The organism is Mesorhizobium sp. M0676 (genome assembly GCF_040320535.1).
Lineage (GTDB): Bacteria > Pseudomonadota > Alphaproteobacteria > Rhizobiales > Rhizobiaceae > Mesorhizobium.
Map to the genome: position 1 here is coordinate 1 of NZ_JAMYPU010000006.1, position 24,216 is coordinate 24,216.

The window sequence follows — 24,216 nt, forward strand, 5'->3', positions numbered from 1 at the left end:
GTGTTGTTCTCTGGCCGCTGGTGCCGGCGCCCGCATGGCCGGGGGCCGCAGCCTGGCCCCTAATCTCCAAAACCGATTTTTACCCAGCCGCCAAAACCCCCGGGGGGCGCCCCTGCCCCCCCCCCCTTCGTTTGGGAGGTTGTATCAGGCAGCGATGTCGAAACGGTCGGCGTTCATCACCTTGGTCCACGCCTTGACGAAATCGCCAACGAATTTCTGCCCGGCATCCGCCGACCCGTAGACCTCGGCCAGCGCGCGCAGCTGCGCATGCGAGCCGAAGATCAGGTCGGCGCGTGTGGCGGTCCACCTGACTGCCCTGGTCTTGCGGTCGCGTGCTTCATAGACCTCATGCGAGCCCGGCTCGGAGGCCGGATCCCAGATGGTGCTCATCGAGAGCAGGTTGACGAAGAAGTCGTTCGTCAGCGTGCCCGGCCTGTCGGTCAACACACCATGCTTCGAGCCGCCGGTGTTGGCGCCGAGCACGCGCAGGCCACCAACCAGCACCGTCATCTCCGGCGCCGTCAGGTTGAGCAGTTGCGCCCGGTCGACCAGCATGGCTTCGACCGACATCGGCGGTTTGCCCCTGACAAAGTTGCGGAAGCCGTCAATTTTCGGCTCGAGCGCCGCAAAGGAATGGACGTCGGTCTGCGCCTGCGAGGCGTCGGTGCGGCCGGGCGTGAAGGGAACCTTCACCGCATTGCCGCCATCCGTTGCGGCTTTCTCGACCGCGGCGACGCCGCCGAGCACGATGAGGTCGGCCAGCGAGACCTTCTTGCCGCTTGCGTTGAACTCGTTCTGGATGGCTTCGAGCTTCGCCAGCACGCTAGCCAGTTCGACAGGCTGGTTGACCTCCCAGTCCTTCTGCGGCGCCAGGCGAATGCGCGCGCCATTGGCGCCGCCGCGCTTGTCGGAGTTGCGGAAGGTCGAGGCCGAGGCCCAGGCGGTCGAGACCAATTGCGAAACGCTGAGGCCCGAAGCCAGGATCTTGGCCTTCAGCAATGCAATGTCCTGGTCGCTGACCAGCTCATGGTCGACGGCCGGAACCGGATCCTGCCAGATCAGCTCTTCCTTCGGCACCAACGGGCCGAGATACCGCACGACCGGCCCCATGTCGCGATGGGTGAGCTTGTACCAGGCACGGGCGAAGGCATCGGCGAACTGCTCCGGATGCTCATGGAAGCGGCGGGAGATCTTCTCATAGGCCGGGTCGGCCCGCAGCGCGAGGTCGGTGGTCAGCATTGCCGGCGCATGACGCTTCGAGGGATTGTGCGCGTCCGGCACCGTAACCGCGCCAGAGCCGCCCTTCGGCGTCCACTGATGGGCCCCGGCCGGGCTCTTGGTCAGCTCCCATTCGAAGTTGAAGAGATTGTCGAAGAAGTTGTTGCTCCACTTGGTCGGCGTCGTCGTCCAGGTAACTTCGAGGCCGGACGTGATCGCATCGCCGGCAATGCCGGTGGCATGCTTGCTCGACCAGCCGAGGCCCTGCGCCTCGATGCCCGCGCCTTCCGGCTCGGCGCCGACCAGTGTTGCATCACCGGCGCCATGGGTCTTGCCGAAGGTGTGGCCGCCGGCGATCAGCGCCACGGTTTCCTCATCGTTCATTGCCATGCGTCCGAAGGTCTCGCGGATGTCGCGGGCCGAGGCCAGCGGATCCGGCTTGCCGTTCGGCCCTTCCGGGTTGACGTAGATCAGGCCCATCTGCACCGCGCCGAGATGGCCGTGCAACTCACGGTCGCCGGAATAGCGCTTGTCGTCGAGCCACTTGGTTTCCGAACCCCAGTCGACATCCTGCTCGGGCTCCCAGACATCGGCGCGGCCACCGGCGAAGCCAAAGGTCTTGAAGCCCATCGATTCCAGCGCGACGTTGCCGGTGAGAATCAACAGGTCGGCCCAGGAGATCTTGCGGCCGTATTTCTGCTTGACCGGCCACAGCAGCCGGCGCGCCTTGTCGAGATTGGCGTTGTCCGGCCAGCTGTTCAGCGGCGCGAAACGCTGCTGGCCCGCACCGGCGCCACCCCGGCCGTCGCCGATGCGATAGGTGCCGGCGCTGTGCCAGGCCATGCGGATGAACAGCGGCCCGTAATGGCCGAAATCGGCCGGCCACCAATCCTGCGAATCCGTCATCACCTTGTGCAAATCCTTGATCACCGCGTCGAGGTCGAGCGTCTTGAACTCCGCGGCGTAGTCGAAAGCTTCGCCCATCGGGTCCGAAAGGCTCGACTGCTGGTGGAGAACGCCGATGTCGAGCTGGTTCGGCCACCAGTCGCGGTTGGTCCTGGCGGAGGTTCCATGCGCGACCGGGCATTTGCCGGCGCTGTTGTCGTCGGTCATCGCGTCCATCTTGGCCTCCGAATTGCTGATTTATGTGTTGGTTTTTCCGGGCCGGCCGGGAGCCGCGCCACTCTGGAATAGTTCCAGACTAAGCCGTCTCTTCGATAAAAACAAATTGCCTTTCCTGTTTGTTGCGATAGGTTTTCCTTATGATTGGCCTGACGGTGCGGCAGATGCAGTATTTCGAGGCTTTGGCGCAAACGCTGCATTTCGGCCGCGCCGCAAAACTCGCCGGTGTCAGCCAGCCGGCGCTGTCCGCGCAGATCGCCGAGATGGAGCAAAGGCTGAACTGCCGGCTGTTCGAGCGCGGCGGCAAGACGGTGCGGATGACGGAAGAGGCGGAAGCGCTGCTGCCACGCATCGAGCGCATCCTGCGCGACATCAGTGATGTCGAGACGACGGCCCGGCGCGGCCGCCCGGCCATGGAAGGCCGCTTCCGGCTGGGCATCATCCCGACCGTGGCACCCTATCTGCTGCCGCATGTATTGCCGGAACTGAAACGGCATTTTCCGTCCCTGCAACTCGAACTGCGCGAAGCAGTCACCGCATCGCTAGTCGAGGACACGGCAACCGGACGGCTCGACGCCTTCATCGCCGCGCTGCCGCTCGACCAGCCCGGCCTGGTCACCGAGGAACTGTTCGCCGACCGCTTCTTCCTCGCCGTGCCATCCGGAGATCCAGCCTTCGCCTCGCCACCGGTGCCGCCGGAAAGCCTGGCGCTGGAGCGGTTGATGCTTTTGGAGGAAGGCCACTGCCTGCGCGAACAGGCGCTGGCCCTGTGCGGCAGCGTGCGTCCCGTAGCGATGGCAAGCTACGGCGCCACCAGCCTGACGACGCTGCTGCAGATGGTGGCGCATGGTCTCGGCGTCACGCTTATCCCGGAAATGGCGGCGAAGCCGGCCAGCGCCATGCCGGACCTCAAGATCGTGCCCTTCCAGGAGCCAATGCCGCAACGCACGATCTGCCTCGCCTGGCGCCGCAACAAGGTGCGGCATGATGAGTGCGTCGAGTTGGCGAAGATCATTCGCGGGCTGGATGGGGTGGTGATGGGGGTGTGAGTCGTTCGGGTCTTAGATGGCGCCTTGGGAACCCCGAAAAGAAACTCAAATCAGGCGCGTTCGAGAATACCCGCCTTGACGGCTGGTCGCCAGATCGCACCAAAGCCTCAAGGGATAAATACCAGAAATACATACGCGAAAAATACCACGGCATGGACGATTCCGGTCAGGAAGGTCGTCCTTTCGTTGCTAAAGCTTACGCCGCATATGAAAAGCGCTAAAACCAAAAGTACTGCGTCAGCTTCCGGGAGCCCCAGGGTCAACCCTCGTCCCGTAAGCAGGCTGGCTGCTGCGACCGCAGGTATCGTCAAACCAATCGTGGCGCAAGCCGAACCCATTGCGACATTCAGGCCGCGCTGCAGCTCATTGTTGAGTGAAGCGCGAACCGCCGAAATGGCTTCCGGCATCAAAACCAGACCCGCGATCATTGCCCCCACAATGCTGTCAGCCTGGGTCACCTGGTAAGCAACGAGCGCATTTTCAACACTTGCGGCAACCTGCTCGGCGAGCATGACAATTCCGATCAGTCCGATTGCCAGGAGCAGAGCGCTGGAAGAGATGCTTTTGTGAGGGGCGGTTCGCGCCGAAAGGTCGTGTGCCAGTCCTTCGATGAAGTCGTCCCGGTGCCGGACGGTTTGCGCGAACACAAAACTTGCATAGAGCAGCACGGAAAGTACGCTCACAAGGCCAAGCTGAGCTGCCGAAAATGTGCCGGGATCGGTGGTCCGTGTATAGGTCGGCAGGATAAGCGTCATGACGGTCAGTGCGGCCAGAACCGCCAGATATGCGCTTGTCCCTTGCCGGACAATTGCCTGCTTGCGATGACGCCAGCCGCCAAACGTGAGACACGTCCCCACAACGCCGGTGGAGGCAATCATCACCGTCGAGAAGACGGACTCACGTGCAAGCGTGGGGTTGTTCTCTCCATGCAGCATCATGGAAACGATGATCGACACCTCGATTGCCGTTACGGCAAAAGTCAGCACCAATGTGCCGTAGGGTTCCCCCACACGGTGGGCCACCGCCTCGGCGTGATCGAGCACCACGAAAATAGTGATGAACATGATCGCACTCGAGAGCGCTCCGACGAGAATCCTGACGCTCGGCGAACCTTCGTCCACCGGTAGCCCGCTGGCTCTGACCGCAACGGCCAGTGCCAGCGCGGCCAAAGGCATCGCATAGGAAGTCGCTGATCGTGCGAAACCAGTCATTCAAGCCCCAATGCGTTCGGCGAACCTTGCGGAAGCCTGTCGAGCACCCCAGTGTCGTTTCGAAGCCGGGCAGTCCCGTCCCCCGGCGTTCAACCCTCAAGCCGTCTTCTGCACCACCAGCCCCAGTTCCTCCACCATCGCCTCGCGCATCAGAAACTTCTGCGGTTTTCCCGTCACCGTCATCGGCAGTTCGGTGCGGAAGCGGATGTAGCGGGGGATTTTGTAGTGGGCGATCTGGCCGGCGCAGAAATTCTTGATCTCCTGCTCGGTGGCGATCTGGTTGGGCTTCAGCACGATCCAGGCGCACAGCTCCTCGCCATATTTGGCGTCGGGAATACCGAACACCTGCACCTCCTTGACCTTGGGATGGCGGTAGAGGAATTCCTCGACCTCTCTGGGATAGACGTTTTCGCCGCCGCGGATAACCATGTCCTTGACCCGGCCGACAATGTTGCAATAGCCCTCGGCATCTATGGTGGCGAGGTCGCCGGTGTGCATCCAGCCATCGGCGTCGATCGCCTCGCGGGTTTTTTCCCCGTCGTCCCAATAACCCTTCATCACGGAATAGCCGCGTGTGCAAAGCTCCCCGGGCGTGCCGATTGCGACGGTGGCGCCATCGGCGTCGATGGCCTTGACCTCGACATGCGGGTGGATGCGGCCGACCGTGGAGACGCGCTTTTCCAGCGGATCGTCGACGCTGCTCTGGAAGGAGACAGGACTCGTCTCCGTCATGCCATAGGCTATGGTCACCTCTTCCATATGCATCAGCGTCACCACCTTCTTCATCACCTCGATCGGGCATGGTGAGCCCGCCATGATGCCGGTGCGCAGGCTGGAGAGATCGAAGCTGGTGAAGTCGGCGTGGTCAAGCATGGCGACGAACATGGTCGGCACGCCGTAGAGGCCGGTGCAGCGTTCCTGCGCCACCGCCTTCAGCGTCGCGCCGGCGTCAAAACCCTCGCCAGGAAACACCATGGTCGCGCCCTTGGTGACGCAGCCCATCGTGCCCATCGACATGCCGAAGCAGTGGTAGAGCGGCACCGGGATGCAGAGCCGGTCGTCGACGGTGAGCTTGATCGCAGCGGTGACGAAATTGCCATTGTTGACGATGTTGGTGTGGGTCAGCGTCGCGCCCTTGGGCGCGCCCGTCGTGCCCGAAGTGAACTGGATGTTGATGGCTTCGCCCGGCTTCAGCCCTTCGGAGATGCGGTCGAGGCTGTCATGCTCGTCACGGCCGGCCATCGACAGCACGTCGGCGAAATTGAACATGCCGGGCGAGTTGTCATCACCCATGCGGATGACGATCTTCAGCGCCGGCAATTTCTGCGCCTTGAGCTTGCCGGGGGTGGCCTTGGCGAGCTCCGGCGCCAGCGTCTCGATCATGCCGAGATAGTCGGAGGTCTTGAAACTGGCGGCGGTGACCAGCGCCTTGCAGCCGACCTTGTTGAGGGCATATTCGAGCTCGGTCAGCCGGTAGGCCGGGTTGATGTTGACCAGGATCAGGCCGATGCGAGCGGTGGCGAATTGGGTGACCAGCCATTCCCAGCGGTTGGGCGACCAGATGCCGACACGGTCGCCTTTTTCGAGGCCGAGCGCCAGGAAGCCGGCGGCGAGCGTATCGACCGTGTCCGACAATTCGCTCCAGGTGAAGCGCTTGTCCTGGCCGACGAAGACGGCAGCATCCTGCGTGGCGTATCTGCCGACCGTGTCGGAGAAAAGCTGAGGGATCGTCTTGTCGAGCAGCGGCACCGAACGGTCGCCCGACACATGTGCCCGGCCGTCGAGCGGAGCGATGAACGCCCTGCCGCGCCCGCGCAGATTGGTGGCGTTCTTGAGCTCGTCGAGATTAATCGCCATCGCCGTTTCCTCCCGATGAGTGAGCCTAGCAGCCTGATGGGGTGGTGGAAAGTACAGGCGGTTCCCCTCCCCCTCGAGGGGAGGGTGCCTCGCGAAGCGAGGCGGGTGGGGTCCTCGGCGAAGTGCTCGACTTCCTTGGTCACGGTCGACCCGGCTTGGGTGGTCTCGCGTCGAGCACTGCCGGAGCGACCCCACCCGTCCATCCGCCTTTGGCGGCAGTCCACCCTCCCCTCAAGGGGGAGGGAGCGCGCTCATCTTCGCGGCTATTTCCCGCACTAGCGCCTCATCCGCAGCAGCACGATCTTTCCTGGCAGCCACGAGGCAGGCCTGCGACTTCAGCACAACCCCATCGGCCAGCACCTTGAGATGGTTGGCGCGCAGGGTCGAGCCGGTGGTGGTGATGTCGACGATGACGTCGGCGAGGCCTGCCGCCGGTGCGCCTTCGGTGGCCCCGAGGCTTTCGACGATGCGGTAGACCTGGATGCCGTGCTTTTGCGAGAAGAACTGCTGCGTGAGCCGCCAGTATTTGGTTGCGATCCTCAGTCGCCTGCCGTGGCGCTGGCGGAAATCGGCGGCGACATCGTCGAGATCGGCCATGGTATCGACGTCGAGCCAGATGCCGGGCACCGCGACCACGACATCGGCATGGCCGAAGCCGAGGCGAGCGACGATTTCGGCGCGCGCCTCCCAGTCGGCGAGGTTTTCGCGCAGCAGGTCCTCGCCGGTAATGCCGAGGTCGACCGAACCTTGCCCAATCTCGCCGGCGATTTCGGACGCCGACAGGAACGCCACCTCGATGCCCTCGGCGCCGTCGATGCGGGCGCGGTACTGGCGCTCATCGCCGGGCAGGCTGACGGCAAGCCCGGCCCTGGCCAGTAACTCCAAGGCCTGCTCCTTGAGCCGGCCTTTCGATGGGATCGCCAGCGTGATCATTGCGGCTCTCCCCGCAGCGCTTCGATGCGGTCGAGCCAGACAGAGAAGCCGACGCCGGGGATCGGCGTCTTGGCGCCGAGCAGGGTCAGCAGCCGGTCGTAGCGACCGCCGCCGGCCAGCGGCCGCTCGCCACCAAGTGCTTCGATCTCGAAAACGATGCCGGTGTAGTAATCCAGCGGACGGCCGAAGGCAGCGTCGTAGCGGATCGTCTTTGCAGGCAGGCCATGTGCCTCGATGGCTTTGGCGCGGGCGGCGAATTTTTCCAGCGCCGCGCCCAGCGAAAGCCCGGCAGAGGCCGCAAAACTTTCGAGCGCAGCACTCGCGCCGTCGAGCGGCACGTCAATGGCGAGGAAATCCCTGAGTGCTGCAAAGGCCTCGTTCGACAGCCGCACGCTGCGCAATTCGGCCTTTTCGATCAGCCGCCGGGCAATGTCGACTGGCGCGCGTCCGCCGGATGCCAAAAGGCCGGCCTCTTCCATGCCGCCGGCAATGTGGGCGGAAAGCGCTTCGAGATCGCCATCGAGCACCAGGGCCGCGACTTCGCCGTCAAGCTCACCGTTGCGTGGCGGGTTGGCGAGATCGGACAACGCTGCCTGCAGCATCGGCGCCGAACCGAAGGCACGCGCAAGTCGCATGCGCCAGCCGCGCGGCAGGCCGAGGGCCGCCAGCACCGCCTCGAAGATGGTCTGGTCGCCGAGCGTGATCGCAAGAGGTTGCGCCGGCAGCACCAGCTGCAGCAGCGCATGCGCATCGACCAGCGAACGCGCATCGGCCTCGGCCGTATCGCGGTCACCGAGATCCTCGATGCCGGCCTGAAAGAACTCGTTGCCGCCCTCGCGGCGCTGGCGGAACACTTCGCCGATGTAGGAATAGCGACGCGGCGTGCCCGCCTGCGAGGCGATGTGGTCGAGGCAGACGGGGATGGTGAATTCGGGCCGCAGACACAGCGTCTTGCCGGTCTCGCTTTCGGTGAGAAAGATGCGGCGGCGCAGATCCTCGCCGGCCATATCGAGGAATGGGTCGGCCGGCTGCAGCACCGCGACCTCAACCGCATGGGTGTTGCGGGTGGCGAAGAGCTTAGTGATTTCGGATGCGATGGCGGGATAGCGAGTCATCGGCTGGTTGGGTGCGAGGCACCCCCCTCTGGCCTGCCGGCCATCTCCCCCTCAAGGCGGGAGATTGGCAGCTTTAGCGTCGGATCGTTTCCTGCAGCGATGAAGATTTGCGAAAGCGCCGATGACATCCAATCTCCCCCCTTGAGGGGGAGATGGCCGGCAGGCCAGAGGGGGGTGTTCAAGCGCCACCCTTCGCACGGTCGGCCGCCTGCGCCGCCAGAATCTTCTTCACCTCGGCGACCAGCTCGCTCTCCGCCACGGTCACCTGCGCTGGCCTTGCGGCCCGCCATTCGGCGTTGTCGGTGATCTCGGCTGACATGCGTGCGCCTTCGATCAGATCCTTGATCTGCAGCTCGCCCTTGGCGCGCTCGTCGCCGCCCTGAATGATGGCAACCGGGCTGCCGCGGCGGTCGGCATATTTCAACTGCGCCTTCATGCCGGCGCCGCCGAGATACATTTCGGAGCGGATGCCGGCCGCGCGCAGGCCGGCCACCATCTTCTGGTAGCGGCCGAGGCTTTCGGTATCCTTGTCCATCACCAGCACGACGACCGGCGCGATCACGTCTGTGGTGTCCAGCTTGCCGAGGTTCTTCAGCGCCGTCATCAGGCGGGAGACGCCGATCGAAAAGCCGGTCGCCGGCACCGGCTCGCCACGGAAGCGCGAGACCAGCCCGTCATAGCGGCCGCCACCACCGACCGAACCGAAGCGCACGATCTGGCCGTCTTCGTTGGGGATTTCGGCCAGAAGCTCGGCCTCGAAAACCGGGCCGGTGTAGTATTCGAGGCCACGCACGACGGAGCGGTCCATGGCGATGCGATCTTCGCCATATCCGGCCGCCCTGACCAGGGCTTCAATCGTCGCGAGCTCGCCGACGCCTTCTTGGTAAGTCGGGTTCGAGCTCACTATGGAAACCTGGTCGACCTGTGCGTTCCTTGCCGTGGCGAGGAGAACTGCTTCAGCTTGCCCGTCGTCCAAACCAGCGCCCTTGGCGAAGTCGCCCTCGCCTTCCTTGCCGCCATCCCATCGGCCCGGCCCAAGCAGAAGCTTCACGCCTTCCGGCCCGAGCTTGTCCAGCTTGTCGATGGCGCGCAGCACGGTCAGCCGGCGGCCGGCATTGTTGTCACCGCCAAGGCCGATCGCCTCCAGCACGCCATCCAGCACCTTGCGGTTGTTGACCCGGATGACGTAGTCGCCACGCTTGATGCCAAGCGCTTCCATCACGTCGGCCATCATCATGGCCATCTCGGCGTCGGCTGCGACGCCCGGCGTACCGATCGTGTCGGCGTCGAACTGCATGAACTGGCGGAAGCGGCCCGGGCCGGGCTTTTCGTTGCGGAACACCCAGCCGGAGCGGTAGCTGCGATAGGGTTTCGGCAGCTTCTCAAAATTCTCGGCGACGTAGCGCGCTGTCGGCGCAGTCAAATCGTAGCGCAGCGACAGCCACTGCTCGTCATCGTCCTGGAAAGAAAATACGCCCTCATTAGGCCGGTCCTGGTCGGGCAGGAACTTGCCCAGCGCATCGGTGTATTCGATCAGCGGCTGGTCGGCCGGCTCGAAACCGTAGAGCTCATAGACCGAACGGATCGTCGCCATCATCTTTTCGACGGCACGGATGTCGTCCGCACTGCGGTCGGCAAAGCCGCGCGGCAGCCGCGCTTTCGTCTTTTCCGATTTGTCGGCCATGGGATGGGTCTTTTCGCTAAGTAATCGATGACTTATTTGGAGTCGGCGTGTCCTAACCGAAGCGGCTTGGTGCGGCAAGGGTTTGCGCTTTTTCCTTCTCCTCCGAAACAAAACGCACCAAAAGGAAACAATTCCGCCATCGGCGCGGCATCGTGCCGACACAATCAGAGCCGATAAGCGCGCCGAAACAAAGGGTTGGGGCCATGACTGCGGCACACAAGTTCGACATCAGAGACGACGGCTTGCATGAAGTTCGACTGCGGCCGGCCGAGAACCGTGCGCCGGTGACGGCGAGCCTCGGTCCGTTCGAGGTCACCGCCGACGAGCGCAAGCGTTCCACCATGCGCGAGGCGCTGATGACTGGATTGCTGGTGATTTATCCGACCTTTGCGGCACTGGCGGCGATTGTCGCCGGGCTTTTTCTGACGGGCGCCAGCGGGACGTGAGTTCCTTACCCTCCCCCTTGTGGGGAGGGTCGACGCGTAGCGTCGGGGTGGGGGTGCGGCGCCAAGATACCCCCACCCGCGCCCTTGGCGCGACCTCCCCACAAGGGGGAGGTAGGGGGACAGCGCCCTACTTCGGCCTCTTAAAGGCCTTGCGTTCCTTCTCCACCTGCTCCCGGCACACGCAGCCTTCGAGATGGTCGTTGACCAGACCCATCGCCTGCATGAAGGCGTAGACCGTCGTCGGGCCGACAAAGGTCCAGCCGCGCTTTTTCAACTCCTTCGAAATCCTGATCGAGACCCCTGTCGTCGGGTTGGCGCGTAGATGCGCCATGTCCACCACCGCCGGCCGCTCCTTCGGCCCCGGCTCGAACTTCCAGAACCAGGCGGCCAGCGAGCCGAACTCGTCGACCATTTCGCACGCCCGTTTGGCGTTGTTGATGGTCGAGACGATCTTGCCGCGGTGGCGGATGATGCCGGCATTGGCGACCAGGCGCTCGACATCCTCGTCGGTGAAGGCAGCGACCTTGTCGAAGTCGAAACCGGCGAAGGCCTCGCGGAAATTCTCGCGCTTGCGCAGAATGGTCAGCCAGGACAGGCCGGACTGAAAGCCTTCGAGGCAGATCTTTTCGAACAGCCTGCGGTCGTCGGCGACCGGCCGGCCCCATTCATGGTCGTGGTAGTGCAGATAGTCCGGCAGATTGCCGTGCCAGAAGCAGCGCGTGATCCCGTCGGAGCCGGTAAGCAGTCCGGTGTTGTCTTGCGCCATGGCCAATCCATCCGTTAACGCGCTTTCGCGCTGCATTTACCGCGGCTTTACCAGATTCCTGAACCCGGCGGTAACCACACCAAAAGGTTTACTGACAAAGCGGCATTTTACGCATTCCGATTCATGTTTCGGTTGTGGCTTCGCGCCAAGGATCGCGCAACCGGGGGCAAGTTCCGCCTCCGTCCGTTCGACGATCAAGGTGCGTTCCGATGAAGATCTTTTTGCGTTCCGTGCTCGGCGCCGTGGCCATTCTGGCCGCCGGCGTCACCTCGTCTGCCGCCAACGACCGCTATGCCGACAGGCCGCCGGTGATGGTGAGTCCCGACCTTTCCGCACCCTGGGTGCTGCAGCTCGGCCGCGCGCCCGGCATTGTGCGGCAGAGCAGCCGCCAGGTGATCCAGCAGCCGCGCATTCGCTATGCGCAGCCGGCGCGGCCTGACCGGGTGCGCACCGCTTCCCTGCAGGCGCCGGCCAAGCGCGTGGTGATGCGGCCGCAGATCAATCCGCTCTATCTGCCGCAGGAAGTCGCCTATGACGGCCCGCAGAGGCCGGGCACGATCGTCATCGATACGACGCAGAACTTCCTGTTCCTGGTCGAGAAGAACGGCAAGGCGCGGCGCTATGGCGTCGGCACCGGCAAACCTGGCTTCGAATGGTCTGGCACGCACAAGATCACCAACAAGCGCGTCTGGCCGGACTGGCGCCCGCCGGCGGAGATGATCAAGCGCGAGGCCGCCAAGGGCCGCTACCTCCCGACCTATCTGGCCGGTGGCGAAGAGAACCCGCTCGGCGCCCGCGCGCTCTATCTCGGCACGACGGAATACCGCATCCACGGCACCAACCAGCCATGGACCATCGGCGGCTCGGTGTCTTCCGGCTGCATCCGCATGCGCAACGAGGACGTGGTTGACCTTTACGAGAGGGTCAATGTTGGAACGACCGTGGTCGTGATATAGTCGGCTACCGAATCATCTGGTCCAGAAGGTTAGAGCTTCAGGATCGGGAAGAGTTTACGGGGGACGGGCCGTGTGGGGATGCGGCCAGTCAGGAAAGGGCAGCCCGGGAAACCGCGCTGCCCTTTCTCTTTGCGGCTATAGCTGAGCCAGGCTGCGCCAGAACGTCGCGCCAGGGGGATGACGGTTCGCTTTCACGCTGCCTTGCCGCATTTCCCCTGCTATAGGGACGGCCAAACTCCCCTGCGCCAAACTCCGCTGCAAAGGTCCAGCCATGTCTCCGCCAGACGATAGCCGCTATCTCCGGGGCGGCCCGGTCGCCCAGCGCATCATGGCATCCGTGCGCGAGGATGCCGCCATCGCCACCGCCGAAGGTTTTCCGCCCAAGCTGGTGTCGATCACCGTCGGCGATACCGCTGCCGTCGATGTCTATGTGCGCAACCAGCGCGCCAAGGCCGCCCTTGCCGGCATCGGTTTCGAGGAGCGGCGGTTCCCCGCCGACATCAGCGCCGGCGAACTCGAGGCGGCGATCCACGGCCTGAACGCCGACCCGCGCGTCACCGGCATCATCATCCAGCGGCCGGTGCCGGCGCATATCCCGATCAAGACGCTGCAAGCGGCGGTGCATCCACTGAAGGACGTCGAGGGCATGCATCCGGCGTCGATCGGCAACATCGTCTACAATCAGCTCGACCTCGCGCCTTGCACGGCTGCGGCCTCGGTCGAGCTGCTCAAGGAAACCGGCCTTGACCTCAAGGGGCTGGAAGTCGTCGTCGTCGGCCATTCTGAAATCGTCGGCAAGCCGATTGCCTTCCTGCTGATGAGCGAAGGCGCAACGGTGACGGTGTGCCATCACATGACGCGCTCGGTGGCCGCCCATGCGCGCCGCGCCGACGCACTGTTCGTCGCCGTCGGCAAGCCCAGGCTGATCAAGGCCGACATGGTGAAGCCCGGTGCGGCCGTCATCGACATCGGCATCAATTCCGAGATCGGCCCGGACGGCACGAGCCGCATCGTCGGCGACGTCGACACCGAGAGCGTGAAGGAAGTCGCGTCCTGGATCACGCCGGTGCCCGGCGGCGTCGGTCCGATCACCGTGGCGATCTTGCTGCGCAACACAATGGTAGCGCTCAGCCGCCAGCGCGCGCGCTACCAGGCGACGTATGGCGTGGTGGGCCGGCTGGCAGCGGAATAGCTGCTTACTCGGCGGCGACCAGGTTTCCTTCGGAGACGCCCTCCGGCTTCGGACCACCATAGGCCCAGTCGAGCAGCTTGATCGTGTGCACCACCGGCAGCTTCGCGGCGGAAGCGATCTGGGTGATGCAGCCGATGTTGCCGGTGGCGACGATTTCGGCGTCGGTCGCCTCGATGTTCTTCACCTTGCGGTCACGCAACCTTGCGGAAATCTCCGGCTGCAGGATGTTGTAGGTGCCGGCGGAGCCGCAGCACAGATGCCCCTCGCGCGGTTCGCGCACGACGAAGCCCGCCTTGGACAGCAATTCCTTCGGCTGGCGGATGATCTTCTGACCGTGCTGCATCGAGCAGGCGGAGTGATAGGCGACGACGGTGCCGGGTTTGCGCACCGGCTCGGGCAGGTCGAGGCTTGCGAGATATTCGGTAATGTCCCTGGCCAGCGCCGAGACCCGCGCGGCCTTGTCGGCATAGGCCGGATCGAGGCGCAGCATGAAGCCGTAGTCCTTGATCGTTGTGCCGCAGCCGGACGCGGTGATGACGATGGCATCGAGCCCGCCCTGGTCGATGGCACGCGTCCACGCATCGACATTCTGCCGGGCCGAGGCAAGGGCTGCTGCCTCGCGGCCCATATGATGGACAAGCGCGCCACAGCAGGCTTCGCCCTGCGGCACCACGACCTCGACGCCAAGCCTGGTCAGCAATGCAATCGTCGTCTCGTTGATGGCGGGGTCGAGTACCGATTGGGCGCAGCCGGTGAGGATGGCGACGCGGCCTCTCTTCGTCCCCTGCCCGGCATGAATGCCGGAAGAGGCCATTGGCGAGACCGTCGGGATCGAGGCCGGTGCCAGCTTCAGCATCGCGCTGAGCGGCTTCAGGGCCGACACCTTTTCGAACAGACGAATGAATGGCTTGCCGAGTCTCGCCAATTTCAGCGCGGCGCGAAAGCGCGCGGGATAGGGCAGCACGAAGGCCAGCATGGCGCGGGTGAGCCGGTCGAGCAGCGGCCGCTTGTAAGTTTCCTCGATATGGGCGCGGGCATGGTCGACCAAGTGCATGTAATTGACGCCCGACGGGCAGGTCGTCATGCAGGCGAGGCAGGACAGGCAGCGGTCGATATGGGTGACGATCTCCTTGTCGGCCGGGCGGCCATTCTCCAGCATGTCCTTGATGAGATAGATGCGGCCGCGCGGCGAATCCAGTTCGTTGCCAAGCGTCACATAGGTCGGGCAGGTGGCGGTGCAGAAGCCGCAATGCACGCATTTGCGCAGGATCTTCTCCGATTCCGCGACATGCGGATCGGCGAGCTGGGCAAGGGAGAAGTTGGTTTGCATTATCTTAGCCTTGGGCCATGCGGCCGGGATTGAGGATGGACTTGGGATCGAACTCGGCCTTGAGCCGCGCCGACAGTGCGGCCTTATGCGGTGCCTGCGGCTCGAACACCGGGACGGCGGCGCGATGCGAAGGGGTGGCGCGCACCAGCGTGGCGTGGCCGCCGCCAAGCTTTCTGATCAGCCCGCGCAGCAGGGCGGCCTCGGGATCGCCCTCCTCCATGCGCAGCCAGACCAGCCCGCCCTGCCAGTCGTAGAAGGCGCTGACACCGATCTGCATGCGCAGCGTCAGCACCATCTGATGGGCCTGAGACGGCGCCATGGAGACGCGCCAGACCGGCTTTTCGCTACGGTCGGCGAAGGGCGTGCAGTCCCTTATGTCACGCCAGAGGGTATGTGATGTCTCGCCTGCGATCTCCTGCAGCGGGCCGGCATTTTTCAGCAGGGTCTTCAGCGCCTCAATGCGATAGGCGACCGATGGGCCAAACCCTTCGACGCGCAGCAGCGTTGCAGCGTCGGTGCCTAGACTGCCCCCGGCAACGCGCGCGGCGATGCGTTCGGGCAGATGGGCCGCGCTCGACACTTCGGCGCTGGAGCCGAGCGCCAGCGCCATGGCGGCAGAGGCGGCATCGTCGAGTAGGCCACGCATGGCAAGCGTCACCTCGGTCTCGGCCGCCGGCAGCACCTTGAAGGTGACATCGGTGAACACGGCCAGCGTGCCCCAGCTGTTGGCCATCAGCTTCGACAGATCGTAGCCGGTGACATTCTTGACGACGCGGCCGCCGGACTTGAAGGCCTCGCCGCGTCCGGCAACCGCATTGATTCCCAGAATATGGTCTCGTGCAGCCCCCGCCTTCAGCCGGCGCGGGCCGGACAGGTTCGCGGCGAGCACGCCGCCGATGGTGCCCTTGCCGGGCTCGCCGCCGAGTAAAGGACCATAATCCATCGGTTCGAAGGCGAGTTGCTGGCCGCTTTCGGCGAGCAGGTTTTCGATCTCGGAAAGCGGCGTGCCGGCCTTGGCCGACAGTACCAACTCGGCCGGCTCGTAGAGCGTGACGGCGGTGAGCTTCGAAAGATCGAGCGTGTGTTCGCTCTGCTGTGGCCGGCCGATGCCGCGCTTGGAGCCGTGGCCGATGATTTCCAAAGGTGACTCTTCCGCCGCCGCCCATTGGACGGTGGAGAGGATCTCGGCCGATGTGGTGGGGGTGAAGGTCGTCATGGCGAAGATGGGTCGAGTTCCTTCGCGCCCCCCTCTGTCCTGCCGGACATCTCCCCCACTTGGGGGGAGATTAGCAGCTTTGGCGACCGCGCCTCTCTAGCAACGTCGAAGATTGGCGAAGGCAGAGATGACTGGTGATCTCCCCCCTTGTGGGGGAGATGTCCGGCAGGACAGAGGGGGGCGCGAAGGATCGCCGACGTGAGACATTCCGCCCCCATCAAAACCTCGGAATGTCCGGAAACGCCACCTGGCCGCGATGCACATGCATGCGTCCAAGCTCCGCGCAGCGGCGCAGTTGCGGGAACACTTTTCCCGGGTTGAGCAGATGGTTGGGGTCGAAGGCGCATTTGACGCGCATTTGTTGGTCGAGGTCGATCTGGTTGAACATCTCCGGCATCAAATCGCGCTTCTCGACGCCGACGCCATGCTCACCGGTCAGGACGCCGCCGACCTTGACGCAGAGCCGCAAAATGTCGGCGCCAAAGCTTTCCGCCTTGTCGAGTTCGCCCGGCACGTTGGCGTCGTAAAGGATCAGCGGGTGCAGATTGCCATCGCCGGCGTGGAAGACGTTGGCGACGCCGAGGCCATATTTTTCCGACAGTTCGCGCATGCCGGCGAGCACGCGCGGCAGTTCCTTGCGCGGGATGGTGCCATCCATGCAGTAATAGTCGGGCGAGATGCGGCCGACCGCCGGGAAGGCCGCCTTGCGACCGGCCCAGAAGCTCAGCCGCTCCTGTTCGGATTGCGAGACGCGGCATGTGGTGGAGCCGTTCCTGTAGGCGATCGCTTCGACGAGACCGATCAGGTGATCGACCTCGACGCCCGGCCCGTCGAGTTCGACGATCAGCAGCGCCTCGACATCAAGGGGATAGCCGGCGTGGACGAAATCTTCCGCGGCATGGATCGCCGGCCGGTCCATCATCTCCATGCCGCCAGGGATAATGCCGGCGCCGATGATGTCGGCGACGCATTGGCCGCCCTGCTCGCTGGTCGGAAAGCCGATCAGCAGAGCGCGGGCCGTCTCTGGCTTTTTCAGGATGCGCACGGTGACCTCGGTGACGACGCCGAGCAGGCCTTCGGACCCCGTCATGACGCCGAGGAGATCATAGCCTTCCGAGTCCAGATGATTGCCGCCAAGCCGCACCACCTCGCCATTCATCAGCACCATTTCGATGCCGAGCACATTGTTGGCGGTCAGGCCGTATTTCAGGCAGTGCACGCCGCCGGAATTTTCCGCGACATTGCCACCGATCGAGCAGGCGATCTGGGAGGATGGATCGGGGGCGTAATAAAAGCCCTCCTGCTCGACGGCAGTAGTGATGCCGAGATTGGTGACGCCCGGCTGGGCGACGACGACGCGGTCGGGATAGTCGATGGCAAGGATGCGGTTGAAGCGGCTCATGACCAGCAGCACGGCATCTTCAAGCGGCAACGCGCCGCCGGAGAGCGAGGTCCCGGAGCCTCGCGGCACGACACGGATGTTGCGGTCGTTGCAGTATTTCAGCACCCGCGACACCTGCATCACCGTCTCGGGCAGTACCACGACCAGCGGCAATTGCCGGTAGGCGGTGAGGCCGTCGCTTTCGAAGGCGCGCATTTCATTGGTGGCGTCGACGACGCCCTCGCCCGGCACGATGATGCGCATGTCGGCGACGATCTCCGCCCGCCTTCGCATCGTGGCGTCGTCTGGCTTGGGCATGACAAGGCCGGACATCGGCAGCGTCCTCCGCTTGGCTGGTAAAAATCTTTTACCAGTTACATTCGGATGTTGCAAACACCGCGTCGGGCAAAGAGCGTACTGCCAGCCTTCCGCAGCGGCAATCTGCCGCTATTCACCCTCCCCCTTGTGGGGAGGGTCGCGAACGCAGTGAGCGGGGTGGGGGTCCGCGCGACGAAGCTTTACGAGCACCCCCACCCCGATCCGCTATGCGGATCGACCCTCCCCACAAGGGGGAGGGTAAAGTGCGCTCCTACTCCCCCGGATGTTTCGCCGGCTCGGAATGCATCCGCCTGACTCGCCGCACGCCCCACCAGACCAGCACGATGGCGACCGGCACCGCCGCGGCAGTGACGATTTCGGGTGCAAAGGCATGGCCGAAGATCGAGGCGCCCTTGGCGAGATAGGAGATCAGGCCGACGACATAGTAGGACACTGCTGCCACCGACAGGCCTTCCACCGTCTGTTGCAGCCGCAGTTGCAGCCGGGCGCGGTTGTTCATCGACGCCAGCAGATCGCGGTTCTGCTTCTCGACCTCGACATCGACCCAGGTGCGCAGCAGCGTGGTGGCGCGGGTTAGTTTGCGCGACAGGTTGGCCTGGCGCTCCTCGACCGAACGGCAGGTGCGCATGGCAGGCGCCACCCGCCGCTGCAGGAAGCCGCCCCAAGTGTCGTAGCCGGGCACGGCTTCTTCCTCCAGCGCTTCCAGCCGCTCGACAACGATACCGTCATAGGCGCGGCTGGCGCCGAAGCGATAGAGGCTGGAGGCGGCATCAGCCTCGAGTTCAGCGGCAAGCTCGGTCAGGTCGGCGAGCAGCGTCTGGCTGTCGCGGGTTTCAGCGACCTTCATTTCCAGCGTGGTCTGCGCCAGCCGGTCCTCGATGCGGCGGGCGCGGCCCGACAGCGTCAGCGCCAGCGGCAGGCCGAGCATGGCAAGCGTGCGATACGTCTCGACGTCGATCAGCCGCTGCGACAGCGCGCCGGTCCGCGCCGGCGTCAGGCCGCGATCAAGCACCAGGATGCGGGTCAGGCCGTCGCCGTCCTGGCGGAAATCGGTGACGATGGCCGCATTGCCGCGCTCGACCAGCGAATAGCAGAGGCTCGTCGGGTCGAAGGCCGCAATCAGCTTCTCGCTTGCCGGCGTCCATTTGCGGATCTCCAGCCTTATGCCTGAGATCACCGTTCCCGGCGGCGAGAAGCCGTTGCCGAAAGGAGAATCCTCCTGCGCCCTGCTGCTTTCGGCCAGCGGCCCTTCCCACAGATAGGTCGAAAATTCCGTATGCCGCTCCCAGCGCAGCGTGCCCTTGCCCCACTTCATGGCGTGGTGGCGGGCATGACGGTCGGGCGCGGCAATGCCGAGGCGCCGCGACAGTTCGGAGAGCACGGCCATGTCGACGCCGGAGCCGCCCTCGGTCATGAAGGCGAGTTGCACGAGCACGCGCGGCTTCTCGATCAGCGGATGCGGCCGGGCATGGACCTCGCCGATCGCGCCGGGCCGTCCCTCATGCGCGGGAAAGCCCATCACGCTGCCCTGGGCGCGCGGCTGGAATTCGAGGTTGGACGTCTCGTCCGACACGGTGGTCCCCCTGTTCTCGACCCTTCGTGTGATGGCGTCCTCTAAAGGCAATCCATGAGGCGCGTAAACACCAAAGTCTAGCATCGTAGGTCCTGCCGGCGCGACGCGCAGACCGGCCCGATTGGGCGAATTGGATAAATAATTTGACCAGTTGGCGACGCTGGCTTTATCTTGCGCGACACAGGTTCAATTTCCCAGGCCCCCGTTGAGCGATATTTTCTCCAGGATCGAGCATTCGCGCACCGCCGACGAGGTGGTGCAGCAGATCGAAAGCCTGATCCTTGAAGGCGTGCTGCGCACCGGCGACCGGCTGCCGGGCGAGCGCGAGCTGGCGCGCCAGTTCGACGTGTCGCGGCCGATCCTGCGCGACGCGCTGAAGGCGCTGGAAGGGCGCGGGCTGCTGATCACCAAGGCCGGCGGGGGCACCCATGTCGCCGACGTCATCGGCCAGCTGTTCACCAAGCCGGTGACCGACCTCATCTCGATGCACCGCAAGGCGGTGACCGACTATCTGGAATACCGCCGCGAGATCGAAGGCGTGGCGGCCGAATATGCGGCGCGGCGCGCGACAGCGGACGACATTGCGCTGCTCGACCGCATCATGGCGCGCATGGACGAGGCGCACCGCACCGGCGATTTCGACGACGAGGCGGAAATCGACGTCGAGTTCCACCATGCTGTGTGCGAATGCGCGCACAACATCATCCTCTTGCACACGCTGCGCTCCTGCTACCGGCTGCTGTCTGAAGGCGTGTTCCAGAACCGGCTTCTGGTGTTCAGCGTGCCCGGAGCGCGGGAGGCGCTGCTGGACCAGCACCGCGCGATCTACAAAGCCGTGAAGGCCGGCGATCCCTCAGCTGCCCGCCAAGCGGCGATGGACCATATCTCCTATGTCGAGCGCTCGATGCTCGAGGCCGAACGCAGCGGCGACTGGCAGCGCGTGTCGCGGCTCAGGCTTAAGCAGCGCTCCGACGCCGACGACGGCTTCAAGACGACTGGCTAACGAGGAACCACCATGAGCGACATCCTCACCATTGCCGATCTCAAGGACCTGGCGCGCCGGCGGGTGCCGAAGATGTTCTACGACTATGCCGATTCCGGCGCCTGGACCGAAAGCACCTACCGCGCCAACGAGGAGGACTTCCAGAAGATAAAATTCCGTCAGCGCGTGCTGGTCGACATGAGCAACCGCTCGCTGGAATCGACCATGATCGGCGAGAAAGTGGCGATGCCGGTGGCGCTTGCCCCAACTGGAATGACCGGCATGCAGCATGCCGATGGCGAGATGCTGGCGGCGCAGGCGGCAGAGGAATTCGGCGTGCCGTTCACGCTGTCGACGATGAGCATCTGCTCGATCGAGGATGTCGCGTCGGTGACGAAGAAGCCGTTCTGGTTCCAGCTCTACGTGCTTCGCGACAAGGATTTCGTGCTCGACCTGATCGACAGGGCGAAGGCTGCAAAATGCTCGGCGCTGGTGTTGACGCTCGACCTGCAGATCCTGGGGCAGCGCCACAAGGATGTCCGCAACGGGCTGTCGGCGCCGCCCAAGATGACGCTGGCCAACATTGCCAACATCGCCATGCGGCCGCGCTGGCTGATGGGCATTGCCGGCACCAAGCGCCGCACCTTCCGCAACATTGTCGGCCATGCCAAGGGCGTCGGCGACGTCGCTTCGCTGGCATCGTGGACGACGGAGCAGTTCGACCCGCACCTGTCGTGGAAGGACGTCGCCTGGATCAAGGAGCGCTGGGGCGGCAAGCTGATCCTGAAAGGTATTCTCGACAAAGAGGACGCGCTGATGGCGGTCGAGACCGGCGCCGACGCCATCATCGTTTCCAACCATGGCGGGCGCCAGCTCGACGGCGCATCGTCGTCAATCATGGCGCTGGAGGAGATCGCCGATGCCGTCGGCGACAGGATCGAGGTGCATATGGACGGCGGCATCCGCTCGGGCCAGGACGTGCTGAAGGCGCTTTGCCTCGGCGCCAAGGGCACCTATATCGGCCGCCCGTTCCTGTACGGGTTGGGCGCCATGGGCAAGCAAGGCGTGACCCTGGCGCTGGACATCATCCGCAAGGAGATGGACATCACGCTGGCACTGTGCGGCAAACGGCTGGTGACCGAGATGGGCAAGGACCAGTTGCGGCGATAGGGTCTTGTTCACCGATTAGACCCTAGCCTCGCTGGATCACGGAGACGAAGCCGCCTTGATCGAGACCGGCATCCACTACCTCGACGCGCGCGCGCCCGATGGCATGCGCCTCTATGCGATCGGCGACGTGCATGGCCGGCTCGATCTGCTCGCCGCCATGCATCGCCGCATCGAGAGCGAACTCGAATACAAGCCGACCAGCGATTGGCGCGTCATCCACCTCGGCGACTATGTCGACCGCGGACCAGAGTCCAAGGGCGTCATAGACTTCCTGATCGAGGCACAGAAACGCGATCCACGGCATCTGATGCTCGCCGGCAACCACGATATCGGCTTCCTCGATTTTCTCGACGAGCCTGACCCGGAAGGGCTGTTCATCCGCTATGGCGGCGTGAAGACGGCACAATCCTATGGCGTCGACCTAGCGGGACACGCAAGCTGGTTCGGCAAGGCCGAGGCGTTACGGCGGGGACACCAGGCACTGGTCAATGCTGTACCGCAAGCCCATGTCGACTTCCTGCGGTCGCTGCAATTGTCACTGATATCAGGTGATTTCTTCTTCTGCCATGCTGGCGTCAGGCCTGACGTGCCGCTGGAGAGCCAGAGCCCGCAGGATCTGGTCTGGATACGCGACGTCTTCCACAACCATCCAGGGCTTTACCCGAAGGTGATCGTGCACGGCCACACACCGGTGCCGGAGGCGGAGGTGATGCCGAACCGCGTCAATGTCGACACGCTCGCCTGGCAGTCAGGCATGCTCAGCGCGCTCGCCGTGGACGGCGCGGACAAGCGTATCCTGACTGTGCAGGGAAAAGCGTTTTAGCGAAGCGCGGCGGTGACGCCGTAGCCGTCGACGGCCTGATGGTTGTTGGCTGCATCGGCGGAATAAATGCCGAGACCGCACAAAACGATGGCAGACAGCATGACAAAGGACAGAAGCGCTGCTTTCACGGACATCATCTCTAGTTGAGCTTCCTGCATCTGGGCACGAGGCGGTTACCAATGGGTTGAAACCGAGAATTCGTCTGAAAGTTTCGACGATTTCGCGCTTGTAGGTCGATTCTGTATCGGCGGTGTGTCGCGCGGATCACACAGAAGGTTCATCGCGGTTGCATTGCCGATGCAAAGCGCGCGCCTTGTAGGATAGCGTTCGGCCACAAACCAAGAACGAAAGAAGTTGTCCCCGGCAGATTCCCCGCCGCGTGCCAATTATGCAACGGCCGCGCGTTGGCTGGGCTCAGATTGTCGCCACCCAGGCGCGGGCAATGGCCAAGCCCGCGGCGTCGGCCTCGGGGCCGTTGCGTGCCATTTCGCTGTCGAGGCGATCCTGCCAGTCGGGATGGCGATCGGCAATCAGCGGCGCGAAGGATGCGCTCCAGTCCCTCACAATCGGCTGGTCGGCCTCGAAATGGAACTGGAAGCCGTAGACGGCGCGGCCGATACGGAACGCCTGGTTCTCAGCAATTTCGCTGCCGGCAAGCCGCACCGCATTTGATGGCAGCGCGAAAGTGTCGTCGTGCCATTCGAAGATGGGGAAATCCTGGGGAAGTGCGCCAAGCACCGGATCGGTTCTGGCGTCCGGCGTCAGCGATACCTTGTGCCAGCCGAATTCCGAGGCGCCGCCGATCTGGTTCTCACCGCCGAAAGTGCGGGCAACCAACTGGCTGCCCAGGCAGATACCGAGAACCGAGCGATCCTTGGCGGCGAAATCGCGGGTCAGTTCGAGCAGCGCCGGGAAATACGGGTAGTCATCGTCGGCCAGCGCATTCTGACCGCCGCCCAGCATCACCATGGCATCGTGTCCGGTCGCGTCGTCCGGCAGCGCATCGCCCTTGTAGGGCCGGCGCAGGTCGAGATCGGCGCCGGCTTCGGCGAGCGCGGCACCAACCTGGCCAAGGCCGGTGTTGTCGTAGTTCTGGACCACCAGCACCCGCATCGCAAAACCCTGCTGACATGAAATGACGCGACGAGCGATATCATGTCGCCCGTATTGCAGCCAAGATGCGTATTCGGGAGAGAGCTATGCCACTGCAGAACCGGGTCGATCCGTTCGGCGCCATCCATGCCATATCGGAGCGCGGCCTGTTCACCGGCAATCGCGGCATCATCCACGATCCTGAGACCAAGACGCTGCTGAAAAAGCGTTGGGCCTTGCCGGCCTGGATCATCTGCGTCTGCCAATTCCGCAATGTGCGGCGCGAGCCGATGGGCAGGAACAGGCCGGGCGGCAGGGCCGGCTGGACCGAGTTGTTCTTCTTCGACGAGGTGACGGCGCTGGCCGCCGGGCACCGTCCCTGTTTCTATTGCCGGCGTGAGCGAGCCACGGATTTTGTCGGGCGTTTCGGCAAAGTCTTCGGTGTAAACGAACCGCGCGCGCCAATGGTGGACAAGCGGCTGCACAAGGAGCGGCTGGCTTCCGGCGGCAAGCCACCTGATGTCACCATGGGAGAGCTTGCCGAATTGCCGGACGGAGCGATGATCGCGGATGGCGGCTCGGCCTATGCGCTGCGCGGCGGCAACGCGCTGCCCTGGTCGTTCGCAGGCTATGGCGATGCGGCGGCCTTCGACAGCCTTGCCGGCCGGTCGCTGCGCCTGCTCACACCGACCACGACCGTTTCGGTGCTGCGGCACGGTTTTGAACCGGTGTGGCATCGTTCCGCCGAGACTTGACGCCAG

21 protein-coding genes are annotated in these 24,216 nt (G+C 64.2%); 8 read left to right on the top strand and 13 right to left on the bottom strand.

What is annotated here, in order from left to right; all coding sequences use genetic code 11:
- Positions 1 to 144: 144 nt before the first annotated feature.
- Positions 145 to 2,340 (bottom strand): catalase/peroxidase HPI, encoded by a 2,196-nt coding sequence (gene katG, locus NKI35_RS08105; protein WP_352739432.1) that lies wholly within the window; start codon positions 2,338 to 2,340, stop codon positions 145 to 147.
- 140 nt (positions 2,341 to 2,480) lie between these two features.
- Here katG and NKI35_RS08110 point away from each other — a divergent pair, with 140 nt between their 5' ends.
- Positions 2,481 to 3,389: a hydrogen peroxide-inducible genes activator gene (locus NKI35_RS08110; RefSeq protein WP_352739434.1), complete on the top strand. Its 909-nt coding sequence runs from the start codon at positions 2,481 to 2,483 to the stop codon at positions 3,387 to 3,389.
- Positions 3,390 to 3,496: 107 nt separating this feature from the next.
- Here the strand turns inward: NKI35_RS08110 and NKI35_RS08115 are convergent, their stop codons facing one another.
- The 5 genes from NKI35_RS08115 to hisS all read right to left on the bottom strand — a co-directional run bounded on the left by NKI35_RS08115 (position 3,497) and on the right by hisS (position 10,189).
- Positions 3,497 to 4,600 (bottom strand): calcium:cation antiporter, encoded by a 1,104-nt coding sequence (locus tag NKI35_RS08115; protein WP_352739436.1) that lies wholly within the window; start codon positions 4,598 to 4,600, stop codon positions 3,497 to 3,499.
- Between the two features lie 96 nt (positions 4,601 to 4,696).
- Positions 4,697 to 6,457, bottom strand: coding sequence for an AMP-binding protein (locus NKI35_RS08120; RefSeq protein ID WP_352739438.1), 1,761 nt, complete (start codon positions 6,455 to 6,457; stop codon positions 4,697 to 4,699).
- Between the two features lie 231 nt (positions 6,458 to 6,688).
- Positions 6,689 to 7,390: an ATP phosphoribosyltransferase gene (gene hisG, locus NKI35_RS08125; RefSeq protein ID WP_352712733.1), complete on the bottom strand. Its 702-nt coding sequence runs from the start codon at positions 7,388 to 7,390 to the stop codon at positions 6,689 to 6,691.
- Positions 7,387 to 8,505, bottom strand: a complete 1,119-nt coding sequence (locus tag NKI35_RS08130) for an ATP phosphoribosyltransferase regulatory subunit (protein ID WP_352739440.1) — start codon at positions 8,503 to 8,505, stop codon at positions 7,387 to 7,389. Before NKI35_RS08130 ends, hisG begins: the two co-directional genes overlap by 4 nt.
- A 178-nt stretch (positions 8,506 to 8,683) precedes the next feature.
- Positions 8,684 to 10,189: a histidine--tRNA ligase gene (gene hisS / locus NKI35_RS08135; protein ID WP_352739442.1), complete on the bottom strand. Its 1,506-nt coding sequence runs from the start codon at positions 10,187 to 10,189 to the stop codon at positions 8,684 to 8,686.
- A 203-nt stretch (positions 10,190 to 10,392) separates the two neighbouring features.
- Between hisS and NKI35_RS08140 the strand changes: the two genes are divergently transcribed.
- A complete protein-coding gene (locus NKI35_RS08140; protein WP_023732340.1) occupies positions 10,393 to 10,635 on the top strand; it encodes a hypothetical protein in 243 nt (80 codons plus the stop codon).
- 127 nt (positions 10,636 to 10,762) lie between these two features.
- Here the strand turns inward: NKI35_RS08140 and NKI35_RS08145 are convergent, their stop codons facing one another.
- Complete coding sequence (locus tag NKI35_RS08145) at positions 10,763 to 11,401, bottom strand: DNA-3-methyladenine glycosylase I (protein ID WP_023670545.1); 639 nt, start codon at positions 11,399 to 11,401, stop codon at positions 10,763 to 10,765.
- Between the two features lie 209 nt (positions 11,402 to 11,610).
- On the opposite strand from NKI35_RS08145, the gene NKI35_RS08150 reads away from it, so the two are divergent.
- Both NKI35_RS08150 and NKI35_RS08155 read left to right on the top strand, forming a co-directional pair.
- Positions 11,611 to 12,357, top strand: coding sequence for a L,D-transpeptidase (locus NKI35_RS08150; RefSeq protein ID WP_352739445.1), 747 nt, complete (start codon positions 11,611 to 11,613; stop codon positions 12,355 to 12,357).
- Between the two features lie 271 nt (positions 12,358 to 12,628).
- Positions 12,629 to 13,549: a bifunctional 5,10-methylenetetrahydrofolate dehydrogenase/5,10-methenyltetrahydrofolate cyclohydrolase gene (locus tag NKI35_RS08155; protein WP_352514657.1), complete on the top strand. Its 921-nt coding sequence runs from the start codon at positions 12,629 to 12,631 to the stop codon at positions 13,547 to 13,549.
- Between the two features lie 4 nt (positions 13,550 to 13,553).
- Here NKI35_RS08155 and glcF read toward each other — a convergent pair whose 3' ends face one another.
- The 4 genes from glcF to NKI35_RS08175 form a co-directional block, all read right to left on the bottom strand.
- Positions 13,554 to 14,879: a glycolate oxidase subunit GlcF gene (gene glcF / locus NKI35_RS08160; RefSeq protein WP_352739447.1), complete on the bottom strand. Its 1,326-nt coding sequence runs from the start codon at positions 14,877 to 14,879 to the stop codon at positions 13,554 to 13,556.
- Between the two features lie 4 nt (positions 14,880 to 14,883).
- Entirely contained in the window at positions 14,884 to 16,095 is a 1,212-nt protein-coding gene (locus NKI35_RS08165) for an FAD-binding protein (protein ID WP_352739449.1), read from the bottom strand.
- A gap of 217 nt (positions 16,096 to 16,312) precedes the next feature.
- Complete coding sequence (locus NKI35_RS08170; RefSeq protein WP_352739451.1) at positions 16,313 to 17,809, bottom strand: FAD-linked oxidase C-terminal domain-containing protein; 1,497 nt, start codon at positions 17,807 to 17,809, stop codon at positions 16,313 to 16,315.
- 256 nt (positions 17,810 to 18,065) lie between these two features.
- A complete protein-coding gene (locus NKI35_RS08175) occupies positions 18,066 to 19,388 on the bottom strand; it encodes a DUF3422 family protein (RefSeq protein ID WP_352739453.1) in 1,323 nt (440 codons plus the stop codon).
- A 205-nt stretch (positions 19,389 to 19,593) separates the two neighbouring features.
- Here NKI35_RS08175 and NKI35_RS08180 point away from each other — a divergent pair, with 205 nt between their 5' ends.
- From NKI35_RS08180 to NKI35_RS08190, 3 genes are read left to right on the top strand one after another with little or no spacing between them, the layout of a single operon-like run.
- Positions 19,594 to 20,391, top strand: coding sequence for an FCD domain-containing protein (locus NKI35_RS08180; protein WP_352739455.1), 798 nt, complete (start codon positions 19,594 to 19,596; stop codon positions 20,389 to 20,391).
- A 12-nt stretch (positions 20,392 to 20,403) separates the two neighbouring features.
- Entirely contained in the window at positions 20,404 to 21,540 is a 1,137-nt protein-coding gene (locus NKI35_RS08185) for an alpha-hydroxy acid oxidase (protein ID WP_023815110.1), read from the top strand.
- Positions 21,541 to 21,595: 55 nt separating this feature from the next.
- Entirely contained in the window at positions 21,596 to 22,363 is a 768-nt protein-coding gene (locus NKI35_RS08190) for a metallophosphoesterase family protein (RefSeq protein ID WP_352739457.1), read from the top strand.
- Here the strand turns inward: NKI35_RS08190 and NKI35_RS08195 are convergent.
- Positions 22,360 to 22,491, bottom strand: coding sequence for a hypothetical protein (locus NKI35_RS08195; protein WP_280110155.1), 132 nt, complete (start codon positions 22,489 to 22,491; stop codon positions 22,360 to 22,362). The two genes, NKI35_RS08190 and NKI35_RS08195, sit on opposite strands and share 4 nt — an antisense overlap.
- 286 nt (positions 22,492 to 22,777) lie before the next feature.
- Positions 22,778 to 23,476 (bottom strand): type 1 glutamine amidotransferase, encoded by a 699-nt coding sequence (locus NKI35_RS08200; protein WP_023729095.1) that lies wholly within the window; start codon positions 23,474 to 23,476, stop codon positions 22,778 to 22,780.
- Positions 23,477 to 23,562: 86 nt separating this feature from the next.
- Between NKI35_RS08200 and NKI35_RS08205 the strand changes: the two genes are divergently transcribed.
- The gene (locus NKI35_RS08205; RefSeq protein ID WP_352739460.1) at positions 23,563 to 24,210 is read left to right on the top strand and encodes a hypothetical protein; all 648 of its coding nucleotides are present in this window, start codon (positions 23,563 to 23,565) and stop codon (positions 24,208 to 24,210) included.
- The last annotated feature ends 6 nt before the right edge of the window (positions 24,211 to 24,216 follow it).